The sequence below is a fragment of the Stenotrophomonas sp. YJH_SMC_119 genome (assembly GCF_059368315.1).
In genome coordinates this window covers 705,988-717,771 of sequence record NZ_JCAFRP010000001.1, presented here as the reverse complement: position 1 = coordinate 717,771, position 11,784 = coordinate 705,988, and the positions used below count along the sequence as shown (strand labels likewise).

The 11,784-nt window shown below is 67.5% G+C and carries 12 protein-coding genes; 8 read left to right on the top strand and 4 right to left on the bottom strand.

From position 1 onward, the window contains the following. The first annotated feature begins 271 nt into the window (after nucleotides 1-271). Nucleotides 272-775: a hypothetical protein gene (locus tag AC5P6S_RS03305; protein ID WP_005410923.1), complete on the top strand. Its 504-nt coding sequence runs from the start codon at nucleotides 272-274 to the stop codon at nucleotides 773-775. A 72-nt stretch (nucleotides 776-847) separates the two neighbouring features. Here the strand turns inward: AC5P6S_RS03305 and AC5P6S_RS03300 are convergent, their stop codons facing one another. Both AC5P6S_RS03300 and AC5P6S_RS03295 read right to left on the bottom strand, forming a co-directional pair. Next, nucleotides 848-1,237, bottom strand: a complete 390-nt coding sequence (locus AC5P6S_RS03300) for a DUF488 domain-containing protein (protein WP_100438086.1) — start codon at nucleotides 1,235-1,237, stop codon at nucleotides 848-850. 118 nt (nucleotides 1,238-1,355) lie between these two features. Next, the gene (locus AC5P6S_RS03295) at nucleotides 1,356-2,612 is read right to left on the bottom strand and encodes a 6-phosphofructokinase (protein WP_495204473.1); all 1,257 of its coding nucleotides are present in this window, start codon (nucleotides 2,610-2,612) and stop codon (nucleotides 1,356-1,358) included. Between the two features lie 136 nt (nucleotides 2,613-2,748). Here AC5P6S_RS03295 and AC5P6S_RS03290 point away from each other — a divergent pair, with 136 nt between their 5' ends. The 3 genes from AC5P6S_RS03290 to AC5P6S_RS03280 all read left to right on the top strand — a co-directional run bounded on the left by AC5P6S_RS03290 (nucleotide 2,749) and on the right by AC5P6S_RS03280 (nucleotide 5,582). Further along, complete coding sequence (locus AC5P6S_RS03290; RefSeq protein ID WP_005410920.1) at nucleotides 2,749-3,312, top strand: adenylate kinase; 564 nt, start codon at nucleotides 2,749-2,751, stop codon at nucleotides 3,310-3,312. Nucleotides 3,313-3,642: 330 nt separating this feature from the next. After that, on the top strand, nucleotides 3,643-5,007 hold the full coding sequence (gene mpl / locus AC5P6S_RS03285; protein WP_495204472.1) for a UDP-N-acetylmuramate:L-alanyl-gamma-D-glutamyl-meso-diaminopimelate ligase: 1,365 nt from the start codon (nucleotides 3,643-3,645) through the stop codon (nucleotides 5,005-5,007). Beyond that, nucleotides 5,004-5,582, top strand: coding sequence for an LON peptidase substrate-binding domain-containing protein (locus AC5P6S_RS03280; RefSeq protein WP_012481182.1), 579 nt, complete (start codon nucleotides 5,004-5,006; stop codon nucleotides 5,580-5,582). The genes mpl and AC5P6S_RS03280 overlap by 4 nt, the downstream gene beginning before the upstream one ends. A 150-nt stretch (nucleotides 5,583-5,732) precedes the next feature. Here AC5P6S_RS03280 and AC5P6S_RS03275 read toward each other — a convergent pair whose 3' ends face one another. After that, complete coding sequence (locus AC5P6S_RS03275; RefSeq protein ID WP_012481181.1) at nucleotides 5,733-7,730, bottom strand: bifunctional DedA family/phosphatase PAP2 family protein; 1,998 nt, start codon at nucleotides 7,728-7,730, stop codon at nucleotides 5,733-5,735. Between the two features lie 85 nt (nucleotides 7,731-7,815). Here AC5P6S_RS03275 and AC5P6S_RS03270 point away from each other — a divergent pair, with 85 nt between their 5' ends. After that, on the top strand, nucleotides 7,816-8,478 hold the full coding sequence (locus tag AC5P6S_RS03270) for a serine/threonine-protein kinase (RefSeq protein ID WP_012481180.1): 663 nt from the start codon (nucleotides 7,816-7,818) through the stop codon (nucleotides 8,476-8,478). Nucleotides 8,479-8,492: 14 nt separating this feature from the next. Then, nucleotides 8,493-8,981, top strand: a complete 489-nt coding sequence (locus AC5P6S_RS03265) for a DUF2867 domain-containing protein (RefSeq protein ID WP_012481179.1) — start codon at nucleotides 8,493-8,495, stop codon at nucleotides 8,979-8,981. Nucleotides 8,982-9,032: 51 nt separating this feature from the next. On the opposite strand, the gene AC5P6S_RS03260 is transcribed toward AC5P6S_RS03265, so the two are convergent. Further along, nucleotides 9,033-9,716 (bottom strand): hypothetical protein, encoded by a 684-nt coding sequence (locus AC5P6S_RS03260; protein ID WP_005414380.1) that lies wholly within the window; start codon nucleotides 9,714-9,716, stop codon nucleotides 9,033-9,035. A 108-nt stretch (nucleotides 9,717-9,824) separates the two neighbouring features. Between AC5P6S_RS03260 and AC5P6S_RS03255 the strand changes: the two genes are divergently transcribed. Both AC5P6S_RS03255 and AC5P6S_RS03250 read left to right on the top strand, forming a co-directional pair. Beyond that, complete coding sequence (locus AC5P6S_RS03255; protein WP_005410913.1) at nucleotides 9,825-10,643, top strand: SDR family oxidoreductase; 819 nt, start codon at nucleotides 9,825-9,827, stop codon at nucleotides 10,641-10,643. Nucleotides 10,644-10,736: 93 nt separating this feature from the next. After that, the gene (locus AC5P6S_RS03250) at nucleotides 10,737-11,729 is read left to right on the top strand and encodes a YiiG family protein (RefSeq protein WP_044570820.1); all 993 of its coding nucleotides are present in this window, start codon (nucleotides 10,737-10,739) and stop codon (nucleotides 11,727-11,729) included. Nucleotides 11,730-11,784: the final 55 nt, after the last annotated feature.

Here is an 11,784-nt window from a genome sequence, read left to right as displayed (position 1 = left end):
CGATGAACGGCACCACGAGGGGGACGACGGGCTGCAGCCTGGAACCAACCCGTACCGACCTTGGCGGTCGTCCGACGTATGGCGGTGTTCAGCATTCCCTGGTGCCCGCAGTATGCGTGCCGCGCACTGTAGAGTCGAGCCGTGCTCGACTGGCTTCTGCGAGCCGCAGCGCATGCCGCCAGTCAATGGGCTTGATTCGAGAGCCACCGGCCTTTGCACCCCGTTAAGCCAGGCTCTGCAAGCCTGCGCTCAGTCCTGTAGGAGATCTCCCATGCGCCTGTCCCTGTTGATGCTTGCCGCCCTGGTCCCGGCCGTACCAGCACTCGCCGCGGAAACCCCGGAGCTACAGCGCGCCGTGGGCGCTCCGCAGGCGGTAGGCGCGGTGCATACGCTGCGGCAGATCCCCGAGGCCTGTGCGCGCCTGGAAGGCGCCTTCACCGGGCAGGCGGCCGAGCCGTACCGCTTCTCTGCGGTGCGTACCAGTGAGCAGTGCCAGCCGCGCGCGCGCTTCGTCGACTACGCCAAGGCGCAGCCAAGTGCCGACAAGGGCTGGAAGCTCAATGATGTGATCCGCGTGCCCAGCGCCGCATGCCCGGCACAGCAGGCCGTGGTGCGCGTGTGGCGCCTGCCGTCGACCAACAAGGTCGAGCTGGACGGTCAGGGCCAGTCGCGCATCTATCTGGAGGAAGCGAAGAAGCAGGCCGCTGCCGGCCAGATTCCGCAGGTGACGATGTTCGCCGCGCAGCTGCAGATGGAAGGCAAGGCCTGCAACTGAAATTGCCTGGGCGGTGTACCCAAGCGGTCATCCACGGGTAGTGCCGGCCGCTGGCCGGCAACCCTGCAATCATCACTCCGCCAGCGTCGCCCCGCGCGCCACCAGCAGCTCGCGCAAAGCCCTGCGATGGCAGTGCGCCTCATCCTCGCAGTAGCACCCCACGCTGATGTCGCTGTGCTGCGACAGTGCGGCAAGCAGGTCCAGTGCATGGGCGGCATCCGGCGCTTTCATCTCGGCCTTGTAGTGGCGGAAGAACGCGGTCCAGTCGGCGGCCGTCGTCGCCTCATGCGCCCGCTTCACCAGTTCCGCGCTGGGTGCCAGGGTCGGGAACCAGACGTCGTACCAGTCCTGTCGGGCGAACTCGCTGCGCGGAACGCCGCGCGGCGGCCGCCGCACGGTGCCGATGCGCAGGCCCTCGCCAGACACGCGCGGCGTACCGAGTCGAACAACACGCAGTGCCATGGTGTTCCTCCATTAAAAGGGGACGGAGGGGATTAAGTCGTATCCGACCCACTGCTGACGCTGTTGGAGATGACAGAGGGGCGTATGCGACTTAATCCCCTCCGTCCCCTTTTTCGGGTCAGCCCTCGAACGGCGGCAGCTTCTGCTTCACCGCCACGTTCTTCAGGGTGACGTATTTCGGCAGGCCGTCGGCGCCATACGGCAGCGGTGCTTCGCCCTTGATCAGCGGCGACAGGTAGGCCCGCGCCCTGGCGGTGATGCCGAAGCCGTCGCGGCGGATGAAGCCGGCGGGCATCTTCTTTTCATGGTTGGCGATCTTCGACAGTGGCGCCGCTTCGATCTTCCAGCGGTAGGGCGCATCGCTGCTGCGCACGATCACCGGCATCACGCCGTTCTGGCCCTTCAGCGCCAGCTGCACGGCGGCCTTGCCGACCGCCTGCGCCTGCTCCCAGTCGGTCCTGCTGGCCAGGTGCCGGGCCGAGCGCTGCAGGTAGTCGGGCAGCGCCCAGTGCACCTTCAGGCCCAGCTGGTCCTTGACCCGGCCGGCCAGGTGCGCGGCCACGCCGCCCAGCTGCGAGTGGCCGAACGAGTCCTTGCCGCCGCCAGCGTCAGCGACGAAGCGGCCATTGGCGGTGGCGATGCCCTCCGACGCCACCACCACGCAGTAGCCGACGCGCTCGACCACCGCTTTCACCTTGGCCAGGAACGCCGCCTCGTCATAGGCGCGTTCGGGCAGCAGGATGATGTGCGGCGCTTCGTCATCGCCGTTGCCGGCAAGGCCCGCGGCCGCGGCCAGCCAGCCGGCGTGGCGGCCCATCGCTTCGTAGATGAAGACGCGGGTGGAGGTTTCGGCCATCGCCGCCACGTCCAGCGCTGCCTCGCGTACCGACACCGCGGTGTACTTGGCCGCCGAGCCGAAGCCGGGGCAGGTGTCGGTCACTGCCAGGTCGTTGTCGATGGTCTTGGGCACGCCGATGCAGGTCAGGTCGTAGCCGGAGGCCTTGGCCAGCTGCGAGACCTTCAGCGCGGTATCGGCCGAGTCGTTGCCGCCGTTGTAGAGGAACCAGCGCACGTCGTGCGCGCGCAGCACCTCCAGCAGGCGGTCGTAGCGGGCGCGGTCGGCGTCCAGCGATTTCAGCTTGACCCGGCAGGAGCCGAACGCGCCGCCCGGGGTATGGGCGAGGGCGCGGATGGCCGCAGCGCTCTCCTTGTTGGTGTCGATCAGTTCCTCGCGCAGCGCGCCGAGGATGCCGTTGCGCGCGGCCAGGACCTTGATGCCCTTGGCCCGGGCCTGCTCGATCACCGCCGCCGCCGTGGCGTTGATGACCGCGGTGACACCACCGGATTGGGCGTAGAGGAGAGTACCGTTGCGCATGCGTCTACCTGCTCGGGGGAAAGGACATTGCAGGGACATTACCCGGATGCGGTAAAGTGGCGCTATTGCGGTGCAGCGATACCGGTCCGTCCGGGACGCGAACCTTCTTTGTTTTCAACACGTTGGAGTCAGGTCAATGCGATTGGTTCTGTTGGGACCGCCCGGTTCGGGCAAGGGGACACAGGCGACGCGCCTGAAGGAAAAGCTGGGGATCGCCCACATTTCGACCGGTGACATGCTGCGCGCGGAAATCGCCGCGGGCACGGAGCTGGGCAAGCAGGCCAAGACGGTGATGGATGCCGGCAACCTGGTGTCGGACGACATCCTGCTGGGCATGCTGGAGTCGCGCCTGACCCAGCCCGATGTCGCCAAGGGCTTCATTCTTGATGGCTACCCGCGCAATGTGGCCCAGGCCAATGCGATGGACGGCCTGCTGGCCAAGATCGGCCAGCCGCTGGATGCCGTGGTGCAGCTGGACGTGGCCACCGAGCTGCTGGTCGAGCGCATCGCCGGTCGTGCCAAGGAACAGGGCCGCGCCGACGACACGCCGGAAGCGGTGCGCCAGCGCCTGCAGGTCTACAACGACCAGACCGCCCCGGTGGTCGACTTCTACGCCGGCCGTGGCACCCTGGCCCGCGTCGATGGCGTCGGTGAGCTGGACGAGATCGAAGCCCGCATCCTGGCGGCGATCAAGGCCTGATCCGGCGGGGGCCGGCCTGTTGCCGGCCCTTCGGGCGCAAAAAAACACAGGCCTGGTCCGTGAGGATCAGGCCTGTGTCGTTTGACAGGCGCCAGCGAAGGGCTTGCTCAGGGCCCCGCAGCATGAGCTCCCTTGGGGATGGCCTCTTGGGGAGTAGGACCGGTTCGGGTACTGCGGCTGGCAGTTCGAATTGTGTCCGGGTTCACAGAACATCGCTATCGGGAATTCCCTGACAGGTGATTGGAGTTTTCTCACATCCCGTGTAGGACTTGTCTTACCCGGGGGCGGACATTGGCCCTATACAGCCGTCATCGGTCACAATCCTCGGTCATGAGCAGCGTACATATCCTTGCAATCGCCGGCACCTTCATGGGCGGCGTGGCCGCCCTGGCGCGGGAACTGGGCCATACGGTCAGCGGCAGCGACCAGGCCATCTATCCGCCAATGTCGACCCAGCTCGAGCAGCTGGGCATCGCCCTGAACCAGGGCTACCGCGCCGACAGCGTGCCGGCCGGCACCGATGACGTGGTGATCGGCAACGCCCTCTCGCGCGGCAATGCCGCCGTTGAGGCCGTGCTCGACGGCGGCCAGCGCTACATTTCGGGAGCGCAATGGCTGTCCGAACAGGTACTGCCGGGTCGCGACACCCTGGCCGTGGCAGGTACCCATGGCAAGACCACCACCACCACCATCCTCACCTGGCTGCTGGAAAGCGCCGGTCGTTCGCCCGGTTTCCTGATCGGCGGCGTCGCCGAGGATTTCGGCGTCTCCGCCCGGCTGGGCCAGGGCCGCGAGTTCGTGGTCGAGGCCGACGAGTACGACACCGCGTTCTTCGACAAGCGCAGCAAGTTCGTGCACTACCGGCCGCTGGTGGCCATCCTCAACAACCTTGAATACGACCACGCCGACATCTTCCCGGACGTGGCCGCGATCCAGCGCCAGTTCCACCACCTGGTGCGCACGGTGCCGGCGCGTGGCCGACTGATCGTCAACGGCGAGGACCCGCATCTGGCCGAAGTGCTGGCGATGGGCTGCTGGACCCCGGTCGAGCGCTTCGGCTTCGACCCGTCGCTGGAATGGCATGCCGAGCTGCTGGCCGCCGATGGCAGCGCCTTCCGCGTGCACCACCGCGGGCAGGCAATGGGCGATGTGCACTGGTCGTTGCTGGGCCGCCACAACGTGCTCAACGGCCTGGCTGCGCTGGCTGCCGCACATGCGGTGGGCGTGGCGCCGGCCGACGTGATTCCTGCGCTGGCGCGCTTCCGCAGCGTCAAGCGCCGCATGGAAGTGATCGGCCGCCATGACGGCATCACCATCTACGACGATTTCGCCCATCACCCGACCGCGATCGCCACCACGCTGGAAGGCTTGCGTGCCAAGGTGGGTGACGCGCGCATCGTGGTCGCGATGGAGCCGCGCAGCAATTCGATGCGGCTGGGCGCTCACGCGCAGGCGCTGGCCCCGTCGCTGGCGTTGGCTGACGAGGTGGTGTTCCTGCATCGCCCGGAACTGGCCTGGGATGCGGCCGCGGTGATCGCCGCGGTGCGCGGCGAAGCGCACGCGGTGCCCGATACCGACGCGCTGCTGGCGCAGCTGCAGGCCAGCGCGCGCAGCGGCGACCACGTGGTGTTCATGTCCAATGGGGGCTTCGACGGCGCACCGCGTCGCTTCCTCGCCGCGCTGCAGGCCCGATGAGCAGCGACACGTCACTGCCGCTGTTTCCGCTGCACACCACGCTGGTGCCGGGTGCAGCGGTCGGGCTGCGCGTGTTCGAGCGGCGGTACCTGGATCTGGTCCGCGACAGCGGCCGCAGTGGCGAGGGCTTCGGTGTCTGCCTGATCCTCGACGGCCAGGAAGTGGGAGCCCCGGCGACACCGGCAGCGTATGGCGTGCAGGTACGCATCGAAGACTTCGATGTCGGCGCCGACGGCGTGCTGCAGTTGCGCCTGCGAGGCACCCGCCGCTTCCATGTCGAGCGCACCCGCGTACGCGACAACGGCCTGGTGGTGGCCGACGTGCGCTGGTGCGACGAAGACCCCGACGATGAGCTGCGGCCGCAGCATGCGCTGCTGGCCACGGTGCTGGGGCACATCATCGAGCAGGCCGGTGAGGCCTATGCGCCGGCCAATCCGGCGTTGCTGGACCAGGCCAGCTGGGTTGGCTGGCGGCTGGCCGAACTGCTGCCGCTGAGCGAGCAGCAGCGCCTGCAGCTGCTGCAGATGGACGACCCGCACCAGCGGTTGCAGCAGTTGCTGGGCTGGATGCCGTAGCAGCCTGCTTTGGGTGGGTGTGCACCTTGGTGCACACGCTGGTGCATGCGGGGAATGTCATCCACGCATGGCGTGGATCTACTCCGCCGGGCATGGTTCGGCGCTACCTGTCCGTGTTGCGGCAGCGCCGGGTCATGCCCGGCGGCCTCCTCAGGGCGTGGTGGTCTTCAACCGCAGCACCGGCAATCCGGTTTCGCTGTGCACGTCCTCGCGCTGCGGCAGGTCCTGCACGGCGTCCTTCACCGCGTTCAACGCCGGGTCGACGCCACGCAGCGGGTGCCACATGCCGATCCACTCGAAGTGGCGTTCGTAACGCAGGGTCTGTGCACTGCCCAGCCACAGCGGCGTGTTGCCCGCCTGCAGCTGCGCGGGTGCCGGCCACAGGCGCAGCACATAGCGTTCGTCCGGCTTCGCACCCTGGCGCACCATCAGCAGTGCTTCCACGCGGGTGTCCAGCGTCGCCGGCAGCACCGGCAGTTCATCGGCGCCGGTGTTCTTGTCCAGCATCAGCAGCGCCTGCTGCCAGCCGGCCTGTTCCTGCCGCTTCCAGCCACGCGCTTCCAGCTGCGCCTGCAGCGGTGCCAATGGCCCGGCCACCTGCACGTCCAGCGGCCAGCGCTGGTCGTCGTCGAACTCGTTGCGGCGCGCCGGCAGCGTGGCCCAGTCGTGCTGCCACCAGGCCTGCATGTCCATCGCCTGCGGGGCCGGCAGGGTCGGTTCGAAGCGTTCCAGCTTCACCGGGATGTTGCGCGGTGCGTACCACATCGCCGCCACGGCGAAGACGCCGTAGAACAGCCAGGCCACCGGCTTCACCCAGAACGAGCGGTTGAAGCGGCGGCGATAGGCGATGCCCAGCACCAGCAGCCAGAACGTGCCGAACAGCATGCCGCCGATCACGTCGCTCAGCCAATGCGCGCCCAGGTACAGGCGCGAGAAGCCGATCAGGCTGACCACGATGCCCGAGACCAGGTACGGCCAGACGCGGGTGCGGCCGGGCATCTCGCGTGCGATCAGCACCGCGAAGAAGCCGAAGGTGATGGTGGCCATGGTCACCGACACCGACGGGAAGCCGAAGCCGCTGCTGGCGTCGATCGGGCGCACCACATCCACGGTGGCGCCCAGCAGCATGGTCAGCGCCAGGCCGAAGGCCAGTGCCGCCAGCCAGTGCGCAGCGGCCATCCAGCGTCGGCGCCAGATCAGATAGCCCATCGCCGCGGCGGTGGCCGGCAGCAGGACCTGCCAGGCCCCGAGCGACGCCAGCGCAGCCATCGGGTAGTCGGCCAGCGGATTGCGCAGCGCCAGCATGGCCTGGTGCACCAGCAGGTCGATCGCCAGCGGCTCGCCGTGTGCGACCACCACGGTCAACAGCGCGAACCAGCCCCAGCCCAGCAGGAGCAGCATCAGCGCCAGCATCGCCAGCGGCACCGATTCGCGCCGCTTCGGGTCCAGCACGCCAACGGTGTAGCGGCCCAGCGTCGGGTGGCGGTTGGACCAGTCCAGCAGGCGTGCCAGCCAGTTGTCCATGCGTGCGGCCGACCAGCGGTAGCCGTACAGCACGATGGCCCAGACCAGGCCAAGGATCACCGCCAGCAGGCCGACCACCACCACCAGCCGCCCGGCCACAGCAGCCACCGCGTCGTACGCTTCGCCGAGGATCCAGCCCGGCGCCAGGAACAGCACCGCCCAGGAAATGCTGGCGATGCCGCTGGCCTGCACGTAGCGGCTGGCGGGCATCTTCATCATGCCGGCGATGGCCGGCACGAACGGGCGGATCGCGCCGACGTAGCGTGCCACCAGGATGCTCTTGAAGGCATTGCGGCGGAACAGGTTTTCGCCGCGGTCGAGCAGCTGCGGGTAACGGCTGAACGGCCACACGCCGCGCAGGCGGTCGCCCCAGCGGCGGCCGATCCAGTAACTGATGCCATCGCCGGCAAACGCACCCAATGCCGCAGCCGCCACCGCGTACGGCCCGGAGATCTGGCCCAGGCCAATGAACACGCCCACCGCGAACAGCAGTGGCAGCGCCGGCACGATGGCGCCAAGAATGATGACCGCATCGCAGAAGGCGATGAGGAAGATAACGGCGCCCGCCAGCACGGGGTGAGCGGCAATCCACGCGAGCGTGGCGTCGATCCATGAAGAGTCCATTGCCCGATTATAGGGGCGTGAAGGTGACTGGTTCCCAGCCGCTTCGTGACCGTTTGCAACCGGCGCCATCGCCTAGAATGGAGTCATGCCGCATACGCCAGACGCTCCCCACCGTGCTTTGAAGGCCGACAGTTTCGGTCAGATCCTTCTGGTTGAAGGGCCCGATGGCCCGTTCGTACGCCGCGATCTGGGGGCCACGCCGCTGTGGCTGCGGTTGCCCGCGTGGTGGCTTGCACGTCGCGAAGCACGCGCGCTGCGCCATATCCATGGCATGGCCGATGTGCCGCAGCTGCTGGCCTGGGATGGCCGCCACCTCGACCGCAGCTTCATGGCCGGCGATGCCATGTACCAGCGTCCGCCGCGCGGCGATCTGGCCTGGTTCCGCGCCGCGCGTCGCCTGCTGCAGCAGCTGCATCGCAATGGCGTGGCCCACAACGACCTGGCCAAGGAAGCCAACTGGCTGGTCACTGAAGATGGACGACCGGCGCTGATCGACTTCCAGCTGGCGGTGATCGGCAACCCGCGCTCGCGCTGGATGCGGCTGCTGGCCCGCGAGGACCTGCGCCACCTGCTCAAGCACAAGCGCATGTACTGCCGCGAATCACTCACCCCGGTGGAGAAGCGCGTGCTCAAGCGTACGTCGTGGGTGCGCGAGCTGTGGTTCGCCACCGGCAAGCCGGTCTACCGCTTCGTCACCCGCCGCATCCTGCACTGGGAAGACAACGAGGGGCAGGGACCGAAGCCGTGAGTGCATCGCAGGTGATGAGCGCGCCGCCGAGCGCGGGCAGCGTGCTGCGAACTCAGCTGCCCGGTGCGGATTTCGTGCATGCGTGCCATGCGACCACCCGTCGTGATGGGCGCTCGGCCTTGCAGGCCTATCGCGACATGGCCGCGAGCATTCCCGGTTGGTTCGATGGTCTGATGGCGCTGCGCAACCACGGCATGCGCCTGCTTGGGATGAAGCACCTTGGCTCATTGCGTGCGGTGCAGGACACCGACGATCCGGCTGCCGGCCAGCGGCTGGGCATCTTCACCCTGCAGTCGCTGGATGACGACGCCATCGTGCTGGAAGACGATGATCGCCACCTGCGCGTACAGCTGGCCCTGCAATGGCAGGGCGATGCGCTGGAAGTGGTGACGGTGGTGCATACGCATAACGCATTCGGGCGCCTCTACATGCTGCCGGTCGCGCCCGTGCACAGGTTGATCGTGCCGCATCTGCTGCAGAAGCAGGTGCAGGCGTACCGATGATTCGACACTGCGCTCGCCGGGCCATGCCCGGCGACACGCGGCGTTTCCGGATTACGGCGTCGCCGGCACCACCTGCTGGCCGATGAAGTTGCGCTTGGCATCGAAGTCATAGGCGATCTGCAGCTGGCCCACGTCCGGGCAGGCGTGGCAGTCGCGCAGTGGTGTGCGGTACAGCAGGCGGATCCCGCCGCCCTCCAGCGGTGTCGCTCCGGCCGATTGCGCCGGCGCGAATGGCGTGGCCTGCGGGTTGGCCTTCAACAGCTCCTGCACGGCCGGGTCGGCACGCAGCGTGTCGTCCAGCTGTACGGCATCCACATCGATGCGCTTGCCGCTGGCGTCGACCAGGCGGGTGCCTTCGTTGGTGTTGGCCCGGAAGGGATACTCGACCGTGGCAATGCCCAGCCCCTCGTTCTCATGCCAGGCGGTCACATACGCCAGTTCCCCGGCGCTGGACAGTTGCTCGGCCGCGGTGATCGCCTCGGCGCTTGCTCCCCCCGCTCGCATCGCATCGCGCAGGCAATCCCGGGTGGCGGCATTCTCGCCCTGGCGGCATGCGTTCAGATCGCCATCCCAGACCACGGCCTCGCTCCAGCGCATCTTGCCGTCGGCGGCTGCCTTCTCCGCGCTGGGCGCGTCACCGGCGGGCGGCTCCTTGCCGGGTTCCGGCGAACGGCCCTGGCAGGCAGTCAGCAGGGCAAGCCCCAGGGCAGGCAGCAACAGGCGGGAACGGCGCATGGCGTGGACCTCGTGCGTTGGCTGGAGGCCCGAGTATCGTCAAGGCCGGGTGAACTCCGCGTCGGCGCGGCATACTAGCGGCTCATTGCATACGCTGGAGTGTGGAACGTGGGCAGTCTGCAGGGCAAAACGCTTTTCATCACCGGAGCCTCGCGTGGGATCGGCCTGGCCATCGCACTGCGCGCTGCGCGCGACGGCGCCAACGTGGCCATTGCGGCCAAGTCGTCGGTGCCGAATCCGAAGCTGCCGGGCACCATCCATACCGCGGCCGAAGCGGTGACGGCGGCAGGCGGGCAGGGCCTGGCCCTGAAGTGCGACATCCGCGAGGAAGAGCAGGTGCACGCGGCGGTTGCGGCCACGGTCGATACCTTCGGTGGCATCGACATCCTGGTCAACAACGCCAGCGCGATCTGGCTGCGCGGTACGCTGGATACGCCGATGAAGCGTTTCGACCTGATGCAGCAGGTCAATGCGCGCGGCAGTTTCCTGTGCGCGCAGGCCTGCCTGCCGTACCTGCTGCAGGCGCCGAATCCGCACATCCTCACCCTTGCACCGCCGCCCAGCCTGGAGCCGAAGTGGTGGGCACCGCATACCGGCTACACGCTGGCGAAGATGGGCATGAGCTTCGTTACCCTGGGCCTGGCCGCGGAATTCGGCCCGCAGGGCGTGGCGGTGAATGCGCTGTGGCCGCGCACGGTCATCGCCACCGATGCGATCAACATGATCCCGGGCGTGGATGCGGCCGGCTGCCGCACGCCGCAGATCATGGCTGATGCCGCGCATGCGGTGCTGGTGCGCGAAGCGGCGGGCTTCCATGGCCAGTTCCTGATCGACGATGACGTGCTGGCGCAGGCGGGTATCACCGATCTTTCGGGCTACGCAGTGGATCCATCGCGTCCGTTGCTGCCGGATCTGTTCCTGGATTGATCGTACGTCGCCGGAAGAGGCCGAGGGCTGCGACCTTCGGCCTGCTGCGCTAGAATGTGCGGCTGTAATCGTTTTCAACAGGGATGTGAACACATGTCACGCACTCTTTCCGTCGCGGCGCTGGCCGCTTCGCTGTCGTTGATCCTGGCCGCCTGCGGTGGCAAAGCACCCGCCGCTGCGGGCGGCGCCGCTGCATCCGGCACGCCGGACGCCAGCGCGGCGCCGTCCGACCCGCAGCAGCAGTTGACCGCCAAGCTCAACGCCTACATCGGCTGCTTCAACGCGCTTGATTCGAAGACCCACGGCAGCATCGAGTCCTATACGCGCTGGATCAAGGATGTCGCCGCCGGCCCGACCGGTCGCGAGACACAGGTGTACGGTCCGTTCGAGATCAGCGATTACGACATGAAGCAGTGCGATGCCCCCGTGACCGAGGCGATGGCTGCCAAGCCAGTGCTGGCCGATCTCGATGCTGCTGCTGGGCACTACCAGCAGGCGCTGAAGGCACTGGTGCCGATCAGCAAGGACGCGCACGACTACTACGATCGCCAGGACTACGAAGACGACCAGTTCGCCAAGGGCAAGCAGCTGCACGCGCCCCTGATGGCCGCCTTCAAGGATTTCGTGGCTGCCAGCGAAACGTTCAATGCCGAGCTGGAGCGCCAGAACGACGCCGCCCAGCGCGAGCAGCTCAAGGCACTGGAGCAGGCCGAGGGTCGCACGCGCGAGTACTACCGCCTGGCGATGATGCTGGAAGCCAAGGCCATCATGGATCTGATGAGCGAGGATGATTTCGATCAGGCCAAGGCCCGCGAGCGTCTGGATGCGTTCAACCGCATTTCCGACGAAGCACATGCGAAGGTGGCTGATCAGGAACCGGGCAAGCTGGACTGGAACAGCTTCGAGCGTGAGGCCGAGAACTTCCGTCGGGAAGGCAAGGCGCGGCTGCAGCGCGTCAGCGAGAAAGAGCCTTACACCGATTTCGAACGACGCATGCTTGATTCGCCGTCGATGGCGCCCCGTGGATCGGCCAGCAAGCTGATGCAGGAATACAACACGCTCGTTTTCCAGAGCAACCGCCAGTAGTGCTCCCGCTCATGGCGTGATCAGCGTGCGCCGGTGTACATCGCCGGCGCTCGCA